We start from the raw sequence: 21,033 nt of genomic DNA on the forward strand, positions 1-21,033 counted from the left end.
ACCATTAAAGGTAATGAAAATCAGCCACTTGACCTATTTTATTGTACTAAATTTTATCAATTAACTTATTTGTTCTCAACGGATTAGTTATAAATTTAACGAAGTATTAATGGATAAAAAATAAGCAAAACATGCTTCCCAGTAAAATATTATGTATCTTTGCCGCATGTTAAACAAACTATTTAAATCGGATTTGGTGTAGTAAACAATCTGTATTCCTTGTACAGGTTGTCCTTTCGTTTATTCTCGGGTAATTCTATCCGGGCATAATTCTTATTGTATTAATTCAATTTTAATCAGTGTACAATGATGACGGCATTGTTATGCTTTCACGGGTATACTATATATATAAAGAAATGAGTAACGAAAATAAAACAATTCACGAATTCGATTTTAATTTAATCTGCGAATACTTTTTAAATACAGAACGTCAGGGGCCCGGAAGTCCAGAAGTGACTCTTCAAGCATTGGGCTTTATAGACAACCTTACCGACCAATCCCTTATCGCCGATTTGGGTTGTGGTACAGGCGGCCAGACAATGGTATTGGCACAGCATGCACCGGGACATATTACCGGTCTTGACTTTTTTCCGGGATTCATCGACAGGTTCAACAGTAATGCCAGAGGGCTGAATCTCCAGGATAGAGTGAAGGGAATCGTCGGTTCGATGGACAACCTTCCTTTCGGAGAGGGAGAGTTAGACCTGATCTGGTCGGAAGGAGCCATTTATAATATAGGCTTTGAACGCGGACTGAACGAATGGCGCAAATATCTGAAAACAGGAGGATATATCGCTGTTTCTGAAAGCGCCTGGTTTACTGAAGAACGTCCGGCAGAGATTCATGATTTCTGGATGGAAGCTTATCCGCAAATAGATACGATACCCAATCAGGTTGCCCTGATACAAAAGGCTGGGTATCTTCCTGTCGCTTCTTTTATTTTACCTGAAACTTGCTGGACAGAGCATTATTTTGCACCGTTGGTTAAAGCCCGGGAAAAGTTTCTGGCCAAATATCCGGGAAATAAAACTGCCGAAGAACTTGTCGCGATGTCACATCACGAAGAGGAGTTATACCACAAGTATAAAGAGTTCTACGGCTATGTATTTTATATCGCTAAAAAGATAACGCTATGATTCGTTTAAATATGTATGGTTGGAATGACCGGTTGAACCAACTAAAACAAGAATCGGCATATAATACATTGTCTCACGGACGGATAGCCATCGTGCATCGTACCTGTTACGAGGTTATATCCGATAGCGGACTGTACCAATGCGAGTTGACGGGAAATATGATGTATGGGAAATCTGACTTTGAACTGCCCTGTACAGGCGACTGGGTATTGTTTCAACCATTCGACGATAGCAAAGGCATTATCGTCGGTATGTTACCTCGTGAACGGACTTTATACCGCAAGAGAAATGGAACGGTAGCCGGAAAACAGGCAATTGTTTCGTATGTTGACAAGGCGTTTATCGTGCAGAGCCTCGATGATAATTTCAATATACGCAGGGTGGAACGTTTCATGGTTCAGATCTTGGAAGAAAACATCCATCCCGTATTGATACTCAATAAGGCTGATTTGCCTTTTGATAAACAGGAGACAGAGGAAGCAATCAGGCACCTTACCCGTAGGATGCCGGTGTTCTTCACAAGTATCCATCACCCTGAAACGGTCTCCCGGTTACGGGATTCCATATCGGAAGGCGAAACGGTTGTCTTTGTTGGTTCTTCGGGGGTAGGGAAGAGTTCTCTTGTTAATGCACTTTGTGAAAGGTCGGTGCTGCTGACGTCGGATATAAGCCAGTCCACCGGAAAAGGACGGCATACTTCCACCCGGCGGGAAATGGTTTTGATGGACGGTTCAGGTGTTTTAATCGACACTCCGGGTATCCGTGAGTTTGGATTGACTGTAGATAATCCCGATTCACTAGCCGAAATGCTGGAAATCTCCAACTATGCAGAATCGTGCCGTTTCAAGGATTGCACACATACCAACGAACCCGGCTGTGCTGTTCTGGAAGCAGTCGCTGAAGGTTCGCTAGATATCAAAGTGTATGAAAGCTATCTGAAACTAAAGCGTGAAGCCTGGCATTTCTCCGCTTCCGAGCATGAAAAACGTAAAAAGGAAAAATCCTTTACAAAGCTCGTGGAAGAGGTGAAGAGGCGCAAGGCTGATTCCTGATTTTATATTTATGGTGCAGGTATCTTCGGATTCCTGCACTGTATTATATTTGTATCCATATTTTATATTTTTTGGCAAGTAGGACAGTAGTAAACGGCTCCGCCGCCGTTAGATGTATCTTTAATAATAGAATTACCACATCTTGGACATGGATTATTCAATGTATTTCTGGACAAAATGGTTTTATAGTTTCCATGTTTGCCGAACAGGTCTGTTTCGGTATCTCTTCCGCCTTGAAGAACCATAGTTTTTAAGGTCGTTTTGATCGATTGCAATAAGGCTGATTTATCAGTATCTGTCAATGAACTTATTTCTCTTTTAGGATTGACTTTTGCGTTGAACAGTATGTCTTGCAATACTCCGTTCCCCAAACCGGGAATGCGTTGTTTTGCAGCCAACAGCATTTTAACCGATAATTTAGGCTTTAAACCAACAAATAGCTTCTCAAAATAAGAATCATTGAATTCGCTATTTAGCGGAGAGATGCTTTCTGCGCTTTTTTTGTAATATACTTCGTCATATATTCCGGTATATGCAGCTATCACTCCAAACATACCTACGGTAAAAGCAAGATAGGTATTATCATCAAGTGTAAGCAATAGTTGATAATTATCCGGCATTTTGTCCGATATTGTACCGTATTTCAGGTTTGTTCCATCTCCGAAACTGATTTTTGTGTCTTTATCCAATATTATATCTACATACATACCAAAACTTTCGGAAGATTTGATTTCTTTTCCGGTAAGTAGTTTGCCATAAGTGAGGGGATCGCCATAATAGAATGTATTCTTATGATATTTTGTGGCATTGAATACTTCTGTGATAATTCTACCTTTTAAGGTAACATCGATCTGTTTCGCTAATGTTTGATTTTCCGGTAATTCTTTCATGGTATTATTTCTTTGTTGTTTTTTCAATAGGAATATATATTTCTGTCAATAAGTTATTATAGTCTTCTTCTATCGGAGTCTTAATATATAACTCGAAACTTAATGTGTTTTTCTGTCGATATTCACTCTGTGGAAGCCATGTTAAGTAAATGTATCTATATAAATCGGGTAAAGAGGAATAATCGCCTTCATATTTGAATACCGCATAATGTCCGGCAGGTATTTCCATCATTCCGAATTTGCCTTTTGCCTTCACTTTTTGATTAACAGTAAGTCCGATAAGAAAGCGGCAATTGTTATAAACTGTAATAAGCGGGTCATCCATACTCACGCTTATAAATCTGTTTTCAGGACTTTTTGTAATATTGCTTTCTGCAAAAGATAGTAGTTCTTTCCATATATCCTTATAGGCTTTCATCGTAGAACACGTATTATCAATGGTTCTATAAATCATACTTAAACTACTAATATTCTTAATTTGAGGTGATTTTTTTCTGAAAGTATGGGTGATTCATTATAGGACTTTTGTTTGTATTGCTGTTTATAATCTGATGGAGACAGCCCAAAGCGTTTCTTAAACGCTTTGGATAGGCTATGTTTGGTTTGATAGTTAGTTTGCAGCACGATGTTGTTCAGAGAAAGGTTTGCTGTCAAAAGTAGATGTGCGATATATTCTAAACGTATACGCTGGATATAAACTCCTATGCTTTCGCCGGTGTACTCTTTAAATATACGCAGGAAATGGAACTTTGATAGTCCGGCAATTTTGGATAATTGTTCGGTATTGAGCATATCAAACAAATGGCTGTTGATATAAACCTTTATCCGATTTATTATTTCATTATAAATATTTTCAGTGTCAATCTTTTGCTTCCATCGTTTAAGGGTGGGTAATCTTTTGTTAAGAACAGTTCGAAGTTCATTCGGTGTATATTGGGTATGGACATGATTATTGAAAAGATCAGTATTCTCAACCCATACATCAATTACTTTTTTCATTGAATAATCCACTGTATATTGCCCATTTTGATAACAGTAGACACAATATTCATCACATTTCGTTTGGTCGCCGTTAGTCCCAAGAAGTTCTTCCTGATTTATATCTAATGGCATTCCGCAACTTTGGCAGTATCTCTTTTCTATTTCCAACTCCATAATTAACTATTCGAATTATATCATGCAAATATAGAGAAGATATATCCGGAAAGGTTGTCCAGTGTTGCTATCTTATTGTGAATTAGTTTCTTTTTTAGAGATGCCTACTTTGGAATAGGATAAGTTTTATTCTGTCGGTAAAACGATAAATATGAATTTTTGTTTTGTGTATAAAACAAAAATAGACTATCTTTGTATTGTGACTAGAATGAAAACAGGAAGATATGGACAAAAATATTTTGAAAACGGTTATCGCCGACAATCAAGTGGAAGTCCCCAAATATAAGGTGATTCCTCGAAATTTTACTTTCGAGGAGTTTGGAAACTATGTTTTTGTGGGTATTCGGCGAGCGGGAAAGTCTTACTTGTTATATCAACGGATGCAGCAACTACTAGCACAAGGTGTACAATGGGATGAAATGCTTTATATCAATTTTGAAGATGAACGTCTTACCGGAATGAAAGCAGAAGATTTAAATCTGTTGTTGGAGGTTCATTTAGAAATGTATGGAAAGAAACCTATCCTGTTTTTGGACGAAGTACAAAACGTTTCTGGATGGGAAAAATTTGCCCGTCGTATGGCTGATACCAAACATCGGGTTTATATTACTGGAAGCAATGCCAAAATGTTAAGTCAAGATATTCAGACAACTTTAGGTGGACGTTATATTCCTATTGATGTTTATCCGTACTCTTTTAAAGAGTTTTTGACGGCAAACAATGTTCCTGCTACTACCAATCATCTGCTGTCTACGGAAGGCAAAGCCGAAGTATTACGAAAATTCAATGACTATTTCTATTTTGGCGGATTCCCGGAAGGAGCTGAGTTATTGGTTAAACGAGATTACTTGACCAGTGTTTACCAAAAAATCTATTTGGGGGATATTGCAGCCCGTCATACGATAGATAACACATTCGCTTTACGTATCATGTTCAAGAAATTGGCTGAAAGTGTCAAGCAGCCTTTGTCATTTACCCGGATAGCAAATATTGTATCGTCAACTGGGGCAAAGGTAGGAACGCAAACAGTCATTAACTACATGGAATACGCTAGAGATGCGTGGCTTATTAATCCTATCCAGAATATAGCGGGTAAATTGGTCGATAAGGAAACTTCACCCAAGTATTATTTTACAGATAACGGCATTCTGAATCTTTTTTTATTGGATGGGAATACTTTTTTATTGGAGAATATGGTGGCCGTAAATCTACTGCGTAAATACGGGCGAAATGATGCTGTTTATTTCTATAATCAAGGTATTGAGGTTGACTTCTATATTCCCGACGATTACACTGTGATTCAGGTTTGTTACAATCTCGACAATAGCGATGGAACATTTGACCGGGAAATAAAAGCCTTGCTAAAAATTACCGAAGTTTTGGAATGTAAGAAACTATTGATTATTACCCGCGATACGGAACGAACGATAGAAATGAGCGGAAAAACAATTGAAGTCCTTCCGATATGGAAATGGTTGTTAAGTATGTAATAACAAGAAAAGTATGATGCTCTGCGAAGAAATCTTTAAGGACATCATACCTAATTTGAGTCAACTCAATTTGTATAGGAATTTTCATATATCAGATTTGAATACCTCTAATTAACCTATTCTTTTTTTGTAAATGCCGATCTTTATTGTGTACTTTGCGTAAAAGGTATTATTTCAATCAGATGAATTATGGCAAAGCTTTATCCTATCGGTATACAGAATTTTGAAAGTCTTCGTCAGGACGGATATATCTATGTTGACAAAACAGAACTGATTTATCAATTAGTGAAAACGGGCCGCTATTATTTTTTGAGTCGTCCACGCCGTTTTGGGAAAAGCTTGCTTATTTCTACTTTGGAAGCTTATTTTCTGGGGAAAAAGGAGTTATTTGAAGGCTTAGCTATCGAAAAGCTGGAAAAAGATTGGTTGGAATATCCTGTACTTCACTTAGATTTGAATGCTGAAAAATTCGATAGTCCCGAACGTTTGGATGCTTTGTTAAGTAATCAGTTGACGCAGTGGGAAGAACTTTATGGCCGTGGAAAAGATGAAACAACACTTTCGCTTCGCTTTAAGGGAGTGATCCGCAGGGCTGCTAAGCAGACCGGTCAACGTGTTGTATCTTGATTGACGAATACGATAAGCCGATGTTGCAGGCATTGGATAATGATGGACTACAAGAGATATATCGTGATACTTTGAAAGCTTTTTATGGTGTGATGAAGAGTATGGACGGGGATATCAAATTTGCTTTCTTAACAGGGGTAACTAAGTTTGGGAAAGTGAGTGTGTTCAGCGATCTGAATAATTTAGACGATATTTCGATGAAAGGACCTTTTGCTTCTATTTGTGGTATTACAGAAGAGGAATTGCACGAATATTTTGATGAAGATATTAAAGCTCTTGCCTCATCTCTTTCTTTAACAAATGAAGAAGTCTATGCAGAATTAAAAGGATGTTATGACGGTTATCATTTTGTGCCGAATGGTCCCAGTATGTATAATCCTCTCAGTTTGCTTAATACCTTTAAGTATTTGCAGTTTGGTAGCTACTGGTTTGAAACAGGTACACCAACCTATCTGGTAAAATTGTTAAAACACTCTCATTATGACTTGTATAACATGGCGCATACGGAAACGGATGCCGATGTTTTGAATAGCATTGACTCCACATCTGTTAATCCAATACCTGTGATTTATCAGAGTGGATATTTGACAATCAAAGGATATGATCGTGAATTTGGTATTTATCGTCTGGGATTTCCTAATCGTGAAGTGGAGGAGGGCTTTATGAAATATCTGCTTCCTTTCTATGCCAATACGGATAAAGTAGATTCTTCTTTCCATATTCAGAAGTTTGTTCGTGAGATACGTTCCGGCGATTATGATTCCTTCTTCTGCCATCTGCAAAGTTTTTTTGCCGATACTCCTTATGAGTTGGTTCGTGATTTGGAGTTACACTATCAGAATGTCCTGTTTATTGTGTTCAAATTGATTGGTTTCTATGTAAAAGCAGAATACCATACTTCGGAAGGCCGTATTGATTGGGTTTTGCAAACGGATCGTTTTATTTACTTGATGGAATTCAAATTGAATGGAACAGCAGACGAGGCTTTACGCCAGATCAATGAAAAAGGCTATGCACTTCCTTTTGCTTCCGATCCCCGTAAATTAATCAAGATAGGAGTGAATTTTAGTGCAAAGACTCGCAATATAGAGGAGTGGAAAGTAGAGTAATGATTAATAATATAGTTGAAATCAATTTCTAGTGGATACTAGCATTACTTTTTGTCAATGAAAATACTTGGTGCTCTTTAACATTTCAGGAGAAGAATGTTGTTCTCGTTGAGTAGGAAGAGCAAGTACAAGTCGAAGCGATGATACTAATTCTTTACATGTAATGATACGATTAAATTGTAAAATGTATAAATTGAAAAAATGTTATTCATGAACTTTTAATTTTCAATTATTATATAGTATATTTGTTACCATAAATATTAATTGCTATACAGCCATGAAATCGAAATTTGAGAAACTTTTGAAAGGTATTTTTTTGACATCTATTGCATCCTTAGTTTCATCCAATGATGCTAATGCTATATCTTATGATCTTTCTAAAATAAGTAAAGATAATAATGATAATATTGAGCAAGGAAAGAAAAATGATCTTTCCCAAAAATATGTACTTAAAATTCATAATGATAATTCATATCTAATTGCAGGGCATAGAAGTCACCGTTCACATTCTTCACATAGATCTCATTCTTCACATAGATCAAGTAGTTATGGAAGTTATGGCGGTTCTTCTTCTTCAAGTTCTAGTTCTTCAACATATAAAACCAATACAACTACTTATTCAAAAACAACTTACTCACTGGGAGAAAGAACCCTTGTTAGTGGTGTTTCGGGTAAGGATGTAGCTGAGTTAGCGAATAAATTACTTAAAATAAGATACATTACAGAATCCGATATAGAAAAAAATTATTCAGGGGATGTCGTATATTCTACCAATTTGGAAAATGCAATCAAAAAGTTTCAGAATGATCATAATCAGGTTGTAGACGGTATTGTTGGTAAAAAAACAATTGAAACAATTAATAAGCGTATAGAACAAATAAATGATGAAACTGTAAATGTAAACTCTCGTAAATACAATTTAGGGGATCGCGTACTTAAAAAACAGATGCAGGGATACGATGTGACACAACTCAAGAATATTCTAATAGACAAAGGATATTTATCAGGAAATCTAATAAAAGGAAATTCTATCTTTGATGAAGAAACTGAAAAAGCTGTAATTAACTTTCAAAAAGCAATAGGAATAGATGCAGATGGCATTGTAGAAACTCAAACTGTTTATTTTTTGAAAAAATAATTATCGATTATGGTTAAAGCTGAAGTAAAATCTGAAAATAAGTTTTGTTTTACAATTGACACAAATATCTTTAGTGAATGTGTAATAACAAAAGCGTTGTATTGGTACGCAGACTCCTTTATTATTTACTGGGATAAAGTAAGTGACAGTATATACGAAATAACTCTTGAACCCAAATCCTCTGTAAAAACTTCTTACACGTTTGAACAGCTAACTAGTAAGTTCAATCAAGACTTAATAGATTACAAAAATAGAGATTTGATTATACATGAAACTAAAGACATTCGTAACATCTTATATGTAAAAGCTTTCGCTAACAATGATGATTTTGAGGATTTTAATATAGTATTAGAATGAAAAATTCGCTATTGTTTATTACCATTTCAATTTGAAAAAATTGGAGAACATTTTAATATAGTATTAGAATGAAAAATTCGCTATTGTTTATTACCATTTCAATTTGAAAAAATTGGAGAACAAGAATTACTAGTCAATGAGTTGGGGAATTTTATATTTGCTCCAATAGGTACTGTTGAAAGAATAATCAATCGTCAACTCAATAAACAAGAAGATATATACAAAGACTTAATTGTTAACTTTTTTATATCAGAACACCCCATACCTGAATTAATAGATAATATGGCGACAAGGCTGAGGACTAAAAAAGCCTTTCTCGATTCATTCACATCATTACATATTTTTGTTTTGACCTTGAGATGTAATCAAAATTGTATTTATTGTCAAGCATCTAGTAAAGAGAGTAGTGAGACTAAATATGATATGAGTGAAGAGTGTCTATTTAAAGCCATAGACTTAATGTTTCAAAGTCCATCACACTCTATCACAATGGAATTTCAAGGAGGTGAACCTTCTTTACCTTTTCTTCTACTACAAAAGGCTGTAGAAAGAGCAGTAGAATTAAATGAAAAGTACAAAAAGCAGATAACATATGTTCTATGTACAAACTCTGTAAATTTAACGGAAGAAATATTATGCCTGTGCAAAGAGTATAATATTCTTATTTCAACATCTTTGGATGGTCCAGCCTTTATACACAATCACAACAGAGGAAAAACTGATAGCTATAAGCGTGTAATAGAAGGCATAAGTAAAGCTAGAAATTATTTAGGAACAGATAGAGTCTCTGCATTAATGACCACATCGGAGTTGTCATTAAATTATCCTAAAGAAATTATCGATAATTATTTATCAAATGGTTTTAATAGTATATTTCTTCGTCCTCTAAATCCTTATGGCTTAGCTCTAAATAATACAAGTTGGGATTTGTATTTTGAGAATTTTGTAACCTTTTATAAATTGGCATTAAACTATATTATTGATATCAATATCCGAGGAGACTTTTTTGTAGAAGAGTTTACGGCTATATTATTGCGTAAGATGCTTACTCCCTTTACAACTGGATTTGTTGATTTGCAATCTCCTGCTGGTATAATAAATAGTGTTGTTGTTTATAATTATGATGGTTATGTCTATGCATCTGACGAATCAAGGATGTTAGCAGAGTATCATGATTATACATTCAGGCTAGGACATGTTACAGATAAGTATGAAAATCTATTTTATGGAAAAAAAGCTCAACAAATAGCCTTAATCGCGGGAACTGAGTTTATTGCAGGATGTGCTGATTGTGCTTTTCAATCTTATTGTGGTGCTGACCCAGTACGAAATTATTCTACCCAAAATGATATGTATGGCTTTCGTCCTACTTCCTCATTTTGTAAAAAGCATAAAACTATTATCACCTATCTGTTTTATTTGATTCAGAATGAGTATGATAGGGTTATGCCGATATTCAAACAATGGATTAATAAAAATGAAAATGGATTTTGATATAAATTCCAACGACAACTCATTATTTGTTACTTCTCAATGTAACAACAGGTGTTTAATGTGCGCACAGCCGCCATTGAATAGGGATGATATAGATTTCTTTTTTGAAAGGAATATAAGACTTATAGATAATGCTCCTAATGGTCTAACAGATATTGGAATCACTGGTGGGGAACCTACTTTACTACAAGAAAAATTAGTACATCTAATTAAATACATAGAACTTCGTTATCCAGATAGTTTGATACATATACTGACTAATGGAAGAGCATTCTCGGATATTCAATATACTAGAATGTTTGTTGAATTTTCTAATCTTTTGTTTGGTATTCCATTGCATTCAGATTTTTCGATAGAACATGATGCGATAACTCAAGTAAAAGATTCATATATAGAAACAATGAAGGGGTTATACAACCTTGCAAATATTGGAGCAGATATAGAACTACGAGTTGTTATCAATAAAATGAATTATCGAAGACTCCCACAACTGTCTGAATTTATTTGGAGAAATTTACCATTCGTCGCATCTATATCATTTATGGGATTGGAAGATACAGGATATTCTATTAAAAATCATAATAAAATTTGGATTGATCCGATTGATTATTTGGTGGAGATTGAAAAAGCAGTCATAATTTAGCAGAGTGGAACCTGGATGTTTCTATTTTTAACATACCACTCTGCTTACTAAAGCCATCACTATACAAATTTGCAAAGAAATCTATTTCCGATTGGAAAGTAACTTATATAGATACATGCTCAACTTGTTCAAAGAAAAATGAGTGCTGCGGCCTTTTTTCAACATCAAAGATGCAAAGCCCTAATATCAAACCTATACTAATTTAGTATAGAGAATTTCTTATCTATTGTTTGAAGAATCAGAATTAGAATTTATATCCTTTTGACATTCTGTTAATTCATATACTCTTTCTTTGCTATATATAAAGGTAAAGGACAGTTCAAAAGCATTTATCCCCTCAATCCGAAGTTTAATAATGACGGATTGAGGGAATTTTCTTTTTGGTGCTGACATTTAGATAGTTGCAAATACAATCATTGCAATGTTTTAGAGTAGATGACAGAGATAGGACAAAACCAGCAGCAATCTGTTACAAGAAAATAAACTGTCCGGAAATACCTTCCAGCTTTCTGAAAGGTGTATTACCCCGTTTTATGCGATAATCACGAAGTAAATTTCCTAATATTTTGTAATGTTAAAAATTTCATTGTAATGATTAGTCCAGTTCATTGTGATAAGTGCATGGAGTCATTGTGATGACTTCCACAAGGTATTGTGATGATTGGGAAGAATCATTGTGATGAATCTGTGTAAGGGTAGGAATGAAGGTCGGAAATGAGGGTGGGAATAGGACTTTTCTTTCTGAAACATGCTTTTTTAGAGATAGTGCCGTTAGCTAAAACAGCGAAAATCGAACAATCTGCAAGCCCTGAATGTTTATCTTTATCTTTTTGATTAATAACGATAAAGAAGGAATAAGTTATGAGAAATAAAGATTTTTGCAGGCTGATGCTTGAGCAGGAAAAGCAGAAGCGTAGTAATGGGGATGAAAGCACGGCCGATTTGTATCGTGCTACCCGAAATCATTTTGCAGCATTCATTCGTGAGAGAGGAAAGAACGGGTTGCTGGGAGATGTGACGCAGGATGTTGTGCAGGAGTTTTTCTTGTACTTGAAGGGAAAGAAATTGCGTGTGAATTCGGTGAATAGTTATATTAGTAATCTACGGGCGATGTACAACCGTGCTTGCCGGGGGTGGAAAGGGCGACCTGAGGAACGGCCGTTCGAGGGGATGCAGTTGCAACGGGAGGAGACTGTTAAACGGGCGGTTCCGGTGGAAGTGATTAAGCAGATGGCTGCACTTGATCTGGAAGAAGAACCGGAGAAAAAGCTGGCGGTGGATATGGCCCTGTTTTCTTTTTTGGCTTGCGGTATGCCTTTTGCGGATATCGTTCGTCTAGGAGGGGAGAACCTGGTTGAAGAAGGAAAAGTGTTGTCGTATCGCCGGCAAAAAACAGGTGCACTGATCGAGATGGAAGTTTCGGAGCCTATGCAGTTACTGATTAATCGTTACAGGCGGGCGGATTCCAAATATCTTTTTCCTGTGTTACAGGAGGGAGCTACGCATGAACAGTATAAACAATGTCTGGCACAGGAAAATCAATATCTGGCAGATGTGCAGGTCTTATTGGGTTTATCTGCAAAGTTGACGACCTATGTTTTTCGCCATAGCTGGGCATCTGCGGCTTATCATCTGGGGATACCGATCGCTATCATCAGCCAAGCCCTGGGGCATTCTTCCGAGAAAATGACACGCATTTACTTGTCTGCTTTTGATGCAGGTAAGGTAGGAGAAGCAAATAAAAGGGTTTCTGAAGGTGTGAAGGAACTGATGGCTGCATAAATTATCCTTATTTATATAATAAGGTAATTTCCTCTCTTTTTGTTTCATATCCAAGCCTTTACAACTTGTGGATTTCGCAAAAGAGTTTGAATGCTCTGCAAACATAGGAAGAATCTTATGGAAAAACAAAGCTTTTGGGTAAAATCCTAAAAAAAACATATAGAATTTGTATTAATTAACCCAGTTCCCTGCTTGTGACCTTTAAATCATAATTTTCAAAGAATAAGACATAAGGCGGGTGAAGACTGCTGTCTTATTAATATCCGTTTGAAAAAAACTGTTCTCATTTTTACATGTTTTTACTCCACAAAATATTGAAATAAGACATCAATCCAAAATATCCCAGGGGCAAAATTCATTAAATCCCCCTCAAAACCGAGGTGCTTTTTATCTTTTCCCCTTATTATATAAATAAGGGGGCACCTTAGAAGTAAATCGGAAAATCAAAGACTGGTATTGATATAATATTATGTATAGGATAAAAGGATCACAAAGAAAAGCGTTCTGCCTGTTGTTATTTTTCAGCCTGGTTTGGCGGGAAGTGACTGCGCAGACAACGACCTATCATAAGGCGGAATCTTTTTTATTCTCTTTCAAAGAAAACTGCGACCTGTTCCTGGCTGATTACGGCGATAACGCTTACCAATTAGAGCGTATGGGGCAACTTCTGGATGCCTCCCGCAACCGTCTGCTGAAAGGAGACAGCCACCTCTTGATCGTTTCACATGTGGATGCTTATGGCTATGAAGAGGATGCAGTGGTGAACGAAGCTTCGCTGCGTGCCAGTCGTATCCGTGTCTATCTGAAAAACCGTTTCGATATCCCTCATGATTGTGTCGCTTTTTACATCGACCGTAGCGGCAGCTATCGCGATCAGATACATATATATAATGTATACCGTCCGCTTCCGTGGTTTGCCAACACCTCGATCTATTACAGTGAGAGCCGTTATCCGATAGCCGTAAAGGCAGCTATCGGTGAGTACGGCGCAATCCCTTATGTGGATTTGTACCGTCGTGGAGAAGCTGGTGGTTACGACCGCGAAGTCTATCGTATCGACGATCCTCTTTTCGACCGTACGGAATTGGAAGATTACCGGCTGGCATCGGTGACGGATACAGTACGCTATAGTAAATGGAAAGAAGAACAGGACGTTGCTTTAGCCACCACTGTAACAACCAGGGAAACAGTGCGGAGGGTAACAAAGCATAAAGAGACAATCGGAAAAACGGTTGCTTCTGCAGAAACCGGATTACAAGCAGAAATTAAAGAACAGAAGGAGAAAGGAGGTAAAAGACAGCTAACCGGGTCTGTAAGGATAGAAGAAATGTCTATGGAACAAAACCCTGTATATCTGGTCGGCGGGCCTGTCGATGGGGTATCGTTTCTCCCTGGCCGGAGGTTTGGGGATGGGGCTGAGTGTACGTGCCGGTTACCGTTCGGTCTTCGATGGGAAGAAATACCGTTATGACGCGCCGGATGACCGGAATTATTTGGAAACCCGTTTTGCCTCGACGGGATTTATGCTGGGACTTCGGATCAGTTTGTCGTACCGTTTTCAAATCAGATAGGAAGATGGAAAGGAATAAAAGAAATAAGAAATATCGTATAAAGCAACTGGTGGGTTGGATGATATATGCCGTATGGATTGTGGCGGTCTTATCCTGCGCATACCGTATGACGGACGAGGATTGGGAGAAGAACGGAAAAGTACGTTTACTGCTTCGTCGCCCTGACAGTGGTTGCCCGGAGAATACGACGTGGTATTTCTATCCGGAAGGTTTGGATAGTCCGATTATCCGTACGGGGGACGTTTCGGGGTATGAAGGTACGTTGCCTTCGGGTTGTTACCGGGTAGCTGTCTGTAACAGGGGGTGTACGGGGGGCACGCTTGAAATGGAGAAGGGTTATAAGGAAGCCTGCGGAAGGGCTCAGCGGCTTTCTTCCCTGAAATCTTCATCGGTGCAGATAGCCTGCCCAGGTAACCTTTACGGGGCGGGTTTAGACCTGATCGAGGTGGGTGGCAGAGAAGTCGTGGCAAAGGAATTGTCTGTGGTGAATCTTGTACGTACATTGGAAATGAATATAAAAGTCACAGGAAGGGATCAGGATGATGTCGTTCCGGCGGTCTTGTCGGGAAGGTTGACCGGTGTTTCGTCACGGGTTCATATACCTTCCGGCAAGCCGCTATTCGATACGCGGGCCTTTATGACGTTCGAGCCGGAAGAGACCGGACCTGGCATTTATACATCAACCTTGAACCTGTTTGGATTGTCTTCGGGTGAGGAAAGCTGTGAAATGGTCGACCTGATCCTAACGATGACACTGGCAGACGGAAAGGAAATCACTTCATCCACGGATATAACGAATGAGGTGAAAGAGGCATTCGCTGTCGGAATTACGACACATGTGATACTGGATCTGGTTGTCCGCTATGATGAAATGTCCGGTTTGACGATCACGCTGAAGGAGTGGAAACTGGGTAACGGCGGTTCGGGTGTGGTTACTCCTTGAAACGAAATGAAAACGATAGTAATAATAACGATAAAACACTGGTATAATATGGAAAGATGGAAATTATTTATTATGAGTCTGTCGGTGGCTATTCTGGTAGGAGGTTGCACCGACATGGAAGAGCCGGTGACGGATGGAGCGGCTAAAGTAATAGAGGTGAATGCCGGAATAGCTGAGGCTACCCGTGCGGTGATCGGCGGTGGTTATACGAATGACCTGGAAGTATCGTTTGCCCGTTTGGATAACCCCGGTGCAACGGGTGCTGCGTGGACCTCTATCGACGCAGTCCGTACAGGTGGTACGGGTAATATGGCGCTGACTTTTGAGCCGGAACAAATCTATCTGGCGGAAGAGAGAGAGTCTGTCCTGATTGGTTATTATCCCCGCAAGGAACCGAGCGGAACCGTCAACCCCACCAGCGTCACTTACACTATAACGGGCGACGAGGACATCATGGTGACAGGTGTGCAGACCGGTTCGCTGGTCGATAAGTTCGAGACTTTTACTTTCAGCCACCTGCTAACCCAGTTGCAGTTCAAGTGTGTTGGTTCAGCTGGTGCGATCAGCAGATGGACGGCGGTCGCTTCCATTAAAGTAAAAAATGTAGCCACGGGATTGAAGCTATCGCTGGATAAAACAAGCGGAGCTAAACTAACGGTCACGGGTACGGCCGACCAGACACTGACAGTTAAGAACTGTCCTTCTATGATCTCTGCTTTAGATGCCGAAACTCCGCCAACCGGTTATCTGCTGCTTTACCCGACGGCCAATATGGGAACGGAGAGTCTGCCTGTCTCTCTGGAAGTGAAAGGAACATATGATGGGAATGCGAAAACCCTGAATGTCACAGTCTCGAATATCGGTGAAGGAGTGAAAGCAGGCTATCCGCATCTGATCACGCTCACCTTTACGGAGGACGGTAAAATAGCGGTAGAATCCGGTATCGCCCCGTGGCTGCCGGGAAACGGCGGCAGTACAATAGTAACCCCCCGAGAATAACCATAGAGTCATGAACAACTTCATAGTAGCAGCATTCATATCCATCGCCATCCTTTGGGACCTTGCCGCCTGTTCGGACAGCAATCCTATACCGCCTCCGCTTCCGGAAACGGTAGTTTGCCTGGAAGGTGCGATCGGAGCGTCGACGCGCGGGATAATCGGCTCGGGCTATGAACAGGATCTGAAGGTTAGCTTTGCCCGTCAGGATGAATCGGCGGTTTCAATGGGTGCATACAGTGGGTGGGCTGTACACGAGGCTGTGCGTCAGGGTGGAAGGGGGAACCGCCCGATTGTATTTGCCCAGTCGCAGTCGTACCCGGCGGATGACCGTCATATCCGCCTGCACGGTTATTATCCGGCGAAGGGGGAGCCGACAACCGATGCAGGAACGGGCAAAGTAACCTTCTGCATAGACGGAACGACGGATATCATGGCAACGGGAATCCTCGAGGGAAACGGCTATGTTCCGGTGACGACCTGTACGTTCCGTCATTTGCTGACTCAGGTCCGCTTGGTCTGTTATAGTGACCGAGCCGATGCATGGGGAACGATACAAACGATCGAAGCGGCAGATGTACATACCCTTCAGGAACTGGATTTGTCAGCGGAAACGCCCCGTCTGACGGATATATCCGTGGCGGAAGATATAAAGACCCTCCCGGTGCAGGATATTGCCGGTCTGCTAATCCCTCAGGTAGCGTCCGACGGATCGCCTCCTGAGGCACAAGGCTGTCTCCTTCTTCCGGCATTCCCGGTGGACGGGACAGCGGCTCATCTGCTCCATCTTCGGATTACGACAACGAAAGACGGCAATGGCAACCAGAAAGAAACCCTCTCCGATGTTTTCATCCGGATAGAGGGCGGTTTTCAAACCGGTAAAAGCCATATCGTCTCGCTCTTTTTCTCCGGAGCAGCCAACATACAAACCACGCATGTCAGTGTGGAAGCGTGGATGGAGGATGAACAAGGGAGATGCCGATATGATAAAATACGAATGAATAAACAGGAAATAAAACTTTTAAAACGAATGAAAATGAAAACGATCACGACAAAGTGGGTCATGCTGATAGCCCTTGTGACAGCGGTAAGCTGCTCGGAAACAGAGACAGGAATAGAGCCGGAACCGGGTGGCGGTGACGGCCAGGTGGCACTGGGTATCAACCCGAACCTGAAAGTGGAAGCCGGAACGAGGACGGCAACGAAATCGGTGGTGAGCGGCAGCGCGATTACCTATACGGATTATAACACAGCTCCCGGTCTGGGAGTAGTGGTGACCAACTCGGATGCAACTGACTGGTATTCTTCCGATGCATCGAGTTCCGGCTATACCGGCCCTCATGTATGGTATATGGGAGATGCAAAAGGTGAGAACTGGATTTCGATTACCGAGAAAGGTCTTAGCTATGACCCCAAGAATGAAAAGCCTTATTATCTGAAAGAAACGGTAGGTAAGGTATATGCTTATTATCCGTATGATGTAAATGCACTGAGTAGCCTGCTAAGTATAAGCAATGAATCCGATCTTAAAATCCCGATCACAGTTATTGCTAGCGGAGAGATGGATGCTTCGGCAAATAATGCGAATAAAATCTGGAATGCCACTTCATGGTCAGTTAACAAAAACAAGGGGGTAAGCCTGTCTTTAACAACCGAAAAAGACTACCTGTATTTTGATGGGACGGAGGGTGGCCGGAATGTAAACAACGGCCGTGCCAAAGGGCAGATACCTTTCGATCCGGAGAGTGGCCCGAATAATACCGATGCGAATAACCCCGGCTACCTGATCAACCTGGCCATGAAGCATGCCATGGCGATGGTATCTTTCCGTGTGTACGATGGTGGCAACTTGAGTGATAATGATGTGAATTTTACGAAGTTTGAAATCAAGAACCATCAAAACAGCTCCAATCTTTTTAAAACCGGAACCGGCAAGATGGCGTTGGCAGATGGCGCAATAAGCGATAATTCAACCACCGGAGCACTTAGCCGTACAATTACGAATTACGTCCTGATGAAGCAGATCAAGGAGGGAGAACAAAGCGACAAAGTATTTATCGGAGATAAAACTACGACCGGACAGGCCGTATCTAAAAAAGTCAGTGCAATCGTCTATCCGATAGCTGGTTTTGGCGATAATGAAATCGATGTAGTGATAACCCTCCAGGAGGGTGGTAATACGCCTGTCGAATATACGGTTACTCTGCCGGCTCATGAATGGACGGCGGGTTCCAACTGCATCGATACGTTCTCTGCCGGCCGTAATAAGTTGACAGTGATGGATGTAACTGTGGAAGACTGGGTGGAAGACGAACAACCGGATATTTCATTGTAATACATTAATAATAAAAAAGACAAATCCCATGAAACCATTCTTATACCGATTAGTACCTGTGTTTTTGTTACTGTGTACTGCGTGTACAGAGGCAGAGATCGTTTTGCCGGGGTCTGGTGGCGACGATCCGGAAGAGGGTGTTCCTTTTCGAGTGAAGAATCTGGGCATGTGGATGGAGGTAGAGTCGAGAAGTGTCGTAACGGGCGGCCCCGGGGAAACGAATAGGAACCCGAACCCGCTGACCGGGATAGGCATTTGCGTGACGAAACAGAATAGTAGTGGTACGGAGATTTTATACAACAACGCTGTCGGTAGCCAGCAGTTCGTATACAATCCGGCAGGGAGTCCTCCTCTCTGGGAACTGGCAGAAGGAGAGGAAACGCTTCTTTTGTATTCGGAGAAAGGGACAGTTTATGGCTATGCTCCGGCAGAAAAGAGTGTTTCGCTCGCAGGCATTCCGAAAGCTCTTTTAATGAATGGTGTAAAGGTGTTGGACGAGCAGAAGTTCTACTTTTCTGACGGTAACGCAACGGTAGATGCAGCAACGGATGTGCAATGGGAAACCGACCAGGAGGATTACCTTTATTGCACGGCTGCGGATCAGGTAGATCGTTGGCATCCGGAGGTTTCTTTGACGATGAATCATGCATTGGCAAAAGTGAGTTTCCGTGTACTGGAAGTTAATGCAGGTTCTTCTTTTGCCGGTTGTCGGGTGGCTAAAATCGTATTGAAAAGTAACGGAGGATTCAAAAAGTCTGCTGCCGCCCAATTGAGTCTGGTAACGGGTGAAACAACCGGAACAATAACGCCTGTCGATCTGCTGCAATTTACGGCTGGAGGTGATAAACGCGTGGTAGGAACCAGTACAGACGTAGCGTCGGAAGTCCCGGTACAGGCTTTTGGTCTGGTTATTCCTGTCAGCAATGTAGGTATCTCTCTGGAGCTGACACTCGATGACGGTCGTACGTTTAATATGGTTCCGGGAGCCGACAGTGACGTTCTCGGAACATTTACCGCCAGTTGGGAAAAAGGATACAACTACATCTATAATATCCGTATGTCGCCGCAAGGGATCGAGATAGCAGATGTGAAAGTGGCCGGTTGGAACGATGGCGGTTCAGTGGATATTCCTGTCGAATAATAAATGAGAAAATGAAACGGATGTTGACACGATTATTTTTGCCAGAACTCTTGTTGGCCGGACTGCTTACAGGATGTGCCTGCGGTATGGTAGAAGATATTGTACCGGAGGAAGCCCGGTTGGTAGAGGTCGGATTCGTTAAACCCGACCTGGGGATACCCGCTGTGCTGACGCGTGCAGAAGACACAGAAGTGCCGGCTCCGACTCCGTTGCCGGAAGGTTCAACTATACGGATTGTTGCTTATTACAGGAGTAGCATAGGGGTAGAGGCTTCTCCCGTTCCGTTTTCTACGACGACTCCCACCGTTGAAGCTACCTATAAGGTCATGGCCGACGGTTTGTTGGCACTTTGTTCGGTAGACGATACGGGAAAACCGGTCGATGGCAAAGCCGAAGGCATGGTTGTCAGGGGAGGAGTGTATGATTTTTATGCTGTTTCTCCGGCAAGGAAACTGACAAAAAGTGTTGATGGGACGTATAAGATAACAGATATTCCTCATAAAGAGGATGTAATGACATCTTTTGTCCGTGGCGTAACTATATCGGCAAGTTCGCGTCTGGTAACTTTGGCGACTTTCAGTCGTAAATGTGCATTAGTAGTATTCAATGTAGCTCCATCCAAAGAGAATGTGATCCCTTTCACCCGACTGTATGCAACCGGGTTGACCATAAGTAAAATATCCTCGTCCGGTGCAGCTCTTATAGTAGGTGAAGATACCGGTATTCCATGCACCGGTGGCGAAGCCGGAGATAAAACGGAAGTGGTATTTGCTTCGGAAGAATTTGAACCCGTGGAGCCTGATGCCGATAATCTGGGTTTGAACAAGACAAAAGGAATACTTCTTCCTAAAATACGGAACCTTTTGATGTGGAGATCGAAGTACAGAGGGATGATAAAACGGCGACGTTGAAAGCAACGATCGATAAAAATATATCTTTCGATGAAGGTAAACGATATGTTTTCACCCTGGAGATGAAGAACAACGAAAGCTCCCTGTTCATGACAGTACTGGATTGGAAGGAGACAATCTTCTTTACAGATGCGAATGTAGGAGCTCCGGACGAACCCTATCCTGACCCGGATATCAATGAAGGAATAGGAACTTCGTTTGTTGTGGCAAGCTGGAAAGAAATTGTGTGGACTGATGGGGAAGTTGGCGGTGGTCAATAATTG

General features: G+C 40.7%; 18 protein-coding genes and 1 pseudogene. 16 read left to right on the plus strand and 3 right to left on the minus strand.

Annotated elements, in window-relative coordinates:
• The first annotated feature begins 356 nt into the window (after positions 1-356).
• Positions 357-1,136 (plus strand): class I SAM-dependent methyltransferase, encoded by a 780-nt coding sequence (locus DXA15_RS18320; protein WP_128134982.1) that lies wholly within the window; start codon positions 357-359, stop codon positions 1,134-1,136.
• Positions 1,133-2,188, plus strand: coding sequence for a ribosome small subunit-dependent GTPase A (gene rsgA, locus DXA15_RS18325; RefSeq protein WP_128134983.1), 1,056 nt, complete (start codon positions 1,133-1,135; stop codon positions 2,186-2,188). The genes DXA15_RS18320 and rsgA overlap by 4 nt, the downstream gene beginning before the upstream one ends.
• A gap of 62 nt (positions 2,189-2,250) precedes the next feature.
• Here rsgA and DXA15_RS18330 read toward each other — a convergent pair whose 3' ends face one another.
• Genes DXA15_RS18330 through DXA15_RS18340 form a run of 3 tightly spaced genes read right to left on the minus strand, consistent with a single transcriptional unit; the run spans position 2,251 to position 4,233 of the window.
• Positions 2,251-3,078 carry a zinc finger domain-containing protein gene (locus DXA15_RS18330; RefSeq protein WP_128134984.1) on the minus strand — a complete coding sequence of 276 codons (828 nt, stop codon included), beginning with the start codon at positions 3,076-3,078 and terminating at the stop codon, positions 2,251-2,253.
• A 4-nt stretch (positions 3,079-3,082) separates the two neighbouring features.
• Positions 3,083-3,532 carry a GyrI-like domain-containing protein gene (locus DXA15_RS18335; protein WP_128134985.1) on the minus strand — a complete coding sequence of 150 codons (450 nt, stop codon included), beginning with the start codon at positions 3,530-3,532 and terminating at the stop codon, positions 3,083-3,085.
• 2 nt (positions 3,533-3,534) lie between these two features.
• Positions 3,535-4,233 (minus strand): zinc ribbon domain-containing protein, encoded by a 699-nt coding sequence (locus tag DXA15_RS18340; RefSeq protein ID WP_128134986.1) that lies wholly within the window; start codon positions 4,231-4,233, stop codon positions 3,535-3,537.
• Between the two features lie 224 nt (positions 4,234-4,457).
• Here DXA15_RS18340 and DXA15_RS18345 point away from each other — a divergent pair, with 224 nt between their 5' ends.
• From DXA15_RS18345 to DXA15_RS26905, 14 genes and pseudogenes are all read left to right on the plus strand, one after another.
• Entirely contained in the window at positions 4,458-5,723 is a 1,266-nt protein-coding gene (locus tag DXA15_RS18345; RefSeq protein WP_128134987.1) for an ATP-binding protein, read from the plus strand.
• A gap of 189 nt (positions 5,724-5,912) precedes the next feature.
• Positions 5,913-7,459: pseudogene (locus DXA15_RS18350) on the plus strand (ATP-binding protein).
• A gap of 277 nt (positions 7,460-7,736) precedes the next feature.
• Complete coding sequence (locus tag DXA15_RS18355; protein WP_128134988.1) at positions 7,737-8,597, plus strand: peptidoglycan-binding protein; 861 nt, start codon at positions 7,737-7,739, stop codon at positions 8,595-8,597.
• A 9-nt stretch (positions 8,598-8,606) separates the two neighbouring features.
• Positions 8,607-8,954 carry a His-Xaa-Ser system protein HxsD gene (hxsD, locus tag DXA15_RS18360; protein WP_128134989.1) on the plus strand — a complete coding sequence of 116 codons (348 nt, stop codon included), beginning with the start codon at positions 8,607-8,609 and terminating at the stop codon, positions 8,952-8,954.
• A gap of 141 nt (positions 8,955-9,095) precedes the next feature.
• Positions 9,096-10,448 carry a His-Xaa-Ser system radical SAM maturase HxsB gene (gene hxsB / locus DXA15_RS18365; protein ID WP_233567412.1) on the plus strand — a complete coding sequence of 451 codons (1,353 nt, stop codon included), beginning with the start codon at positions 9,096-9,098 and terminating at the stop codon, positions 10,446-10,448.
• The gene (locus DXA15_RS18370) at positions 10,438-11,091 is read left to right on the plus strand and encodes a radical SAM protein (RefSeq protein WP_233567413.1); all 654 of its coding nucleotides are present in this window, start codon (positions 10,438-10,440) and stop codon (positions 11,089-11,091) included. Before hxsB ends, DXA15_RS18370 begins: the two co-directional genes overlap by 11 nt.
• A gap of 861 nt (positions 11,092-11,952) precedes the next feature.
• Positions 11,953-12,873, plus strand: a complete 921-nt coding sequence (locus tag DXA15_RS18375; protein WP_128134991.1) for a site-specific integrase — start codon at positions 11,953-11,955, stop codon at positions 12,871-12,873.
• Positions 12,874-13,342: 469 nt separating this feature from the next.
• Entirely contained in the window at positions 13,343-14,344 is a 1,002-nt protein-coding gene (locus DXA15_RS26895) for a hypothetical protein (RefSeq protein ID WP_233567414.1), read from the plus strand.
• A 104-nt stretch (positions 14,345-14,448) separates the two neighbouring features.
• Complete coding sequence (locus tag DXA15_RS18385) at positions 14,449-15,387, plus strand: DUF5119 domain-containing protein (protein WP_233567415.1); 939 nt, start codon at positions 14,449-14,451, stop codon at positions 15,385-15,387.
• A 48-nt stretch (positions 15,388-15,435) separates the two neighbouring features.
• Entirely contained in the window at positions 15,436-16,386 is a 951-nt protein-coding gene (locus tag DXA15_RS18390) for a fimbrillin family protein (protein ID WP_128134999.1), read from the plus strand.
• Positions 16,387-16,396: 10 nt separating this feature from the next.
• Positions 16,397-18,718 carry a fimbrillin family protein gene (locus tag DXA15_RS26900; protein WP_233567416.1) on the plus strand — a complete coding sequence of 774 codons (2,322 nt, stop codon included), beginning with the start codon at positions 16,397-16,399 and terminating at the stop codon, positions 18,716-18,718.
• A 28-nt stretch (positions 18,719-18,746) separates the two neighbouring features.
• Complete coding sequence (locus DXA15_RS18405; RefSeq protein WP_128134992.1) at positions 18,747-19,859, plus strand: fimbrillin family protein; 1,113 nt, start codon at positions 18,747-18,749, stop codon at positions 19,857-19,859.
• 11 nt (positions 19,860-19,870) lie between these two features.
• Positions 19,871-20,770, plus strand: a complete 900-nt coding sequence (locus DXA15_RS18410; RefSeq protein ID WP_233567417.1) for a hypothetical protein — start codon at positions 19,871-19,873, stop codon at positions 20,768-20,770.
• Positions 20,767-21,030, plus strand: a complete 264-nt coding sequence (locus DXA15_RS26905) for a hypothetical protein (protein WP_233567418.1) — start codon at positions 20,767-20,769, stop codon at positions 21,028-21,030. Before DXA15_RS18410 ends, DXA15_RS26905 begins: the two co-directional genes overlap by 4 nt.
• Positions 21,031-21,033: the final 3 nt, after the last annotated feature.

It is taken from the genome of Parabacteroides sp. AM58-2XD, assembly GCF_003463685.1.
Lineage (GTDB): Bacteria > Bacteroidota > Bacteroidia > Bacteroidales > Tannerellaceae > Parabacteroides > Parabacteroides segnis.

Coding starts and splice junctions, on each gene's coding strand:
- DXA15_RS18320 (WP_128134982.1), top strand. CDS start 357: ATGAGTAACGAAAATAAAACAATTCACGAATTCGATTTTAATTTAATC.
- rsgA (WP_128134983.1), top strand. CDS start 1,133: ATGATTCGTTTAAATATGTATGGTTGGAATGACCGGTTGAACCAACTA.
- DXA15_RS18330 (WP_128134984.1), bottom strand. CDS start 3,078: ATGAAAGAATTACCGGAAAATCAAACATTAGCGAAACAGATCGATGTT.
- DXA15_RS18335 (WP_128134985.1), bottom strand. CDS start 3,532: ATGATTTATAGAACCATTGATAATACGTGTTCTACGATGAAAGCCTAT.
- DXA15_RS18340 (WP_128134986.1), bottom strand. CDS start 4,233: ATGGAGTTGGAAATAGAAAAGAGATACTGCCAAAGTTGCGGAATGCCA.
- DXA15_RS18345 (WP_128134987.1), top strand. CDS start 4,458: ATGGACAAAAATATTTTGAAAACGGTTATCGCCGACAATCAAGTGGAA.
- DXA15_RS18355 (WP_128134988.1), top strand. CDS start 7,737: ATGAAATCGAAATTTGAGAAACTTTTGAAAGGTATTTTTTTGACATCT.
- hxsD (WP_128134989.1), top strand. CDS start 8,607: ATGGTTAAAGCTGAAGTAAAATCTGAAAATAAGTTTTGTTTTACAATT.
- DXA15_RS18370 (WP_233567413.1), top strand. CDS start 10,438: ATGGATTTTGATATAAATTCCAACGACAACTCATTATTTGTTACTTCT.
- DXA15_RS18375 (WP_128134991.1), top strand. CDS start 11,953: ATGAGAAATAAAGATTTTTGCAGGCTGATGCTTGAGCAGGAAAAGCAG.
- DXA15_RS26895 (WP_233567414.1), top strand. CDS start 13,343: ATGTATAGGATAAAAGGATCACAAAGAAAAGCGTTCTGCCTGTTGTTA.
- DXA15_RS18385 (WP_233567415.1), top strand. CDS start 14,449: ATGGAAAGGAATAAAAGAAATAAGAAATATCGTATAAAGCAACTGGTG.
- DXA15_RS18390 (WP_128134999.1), top strand. CDS start 15,436: ATGGAAAGATGGAAATTATTTATTATGAGTCTGTCGGTGGCTATTCTG.
- DXA15_RS26900 (WP_233567416.1), top strand. CDS start 16,397: ATGAACAACTTCATAGTAGCAGCATTCATATCCATCGCCATCCTTTGG.
- DXA15_RS18405 (WP_128134992.1), top strand. CDS start 18,747: ATGAAACCATTCTTATACCGATTAGTACCTGTGTTTTTGTTACTGTGT.
- DXA15_RS18410 (WP_233567417.1), top strand. CDS start 19,871: ATGAAACGGATGTTGACACGATTATTTTTGCCAGAACTCTTGTTGGCC.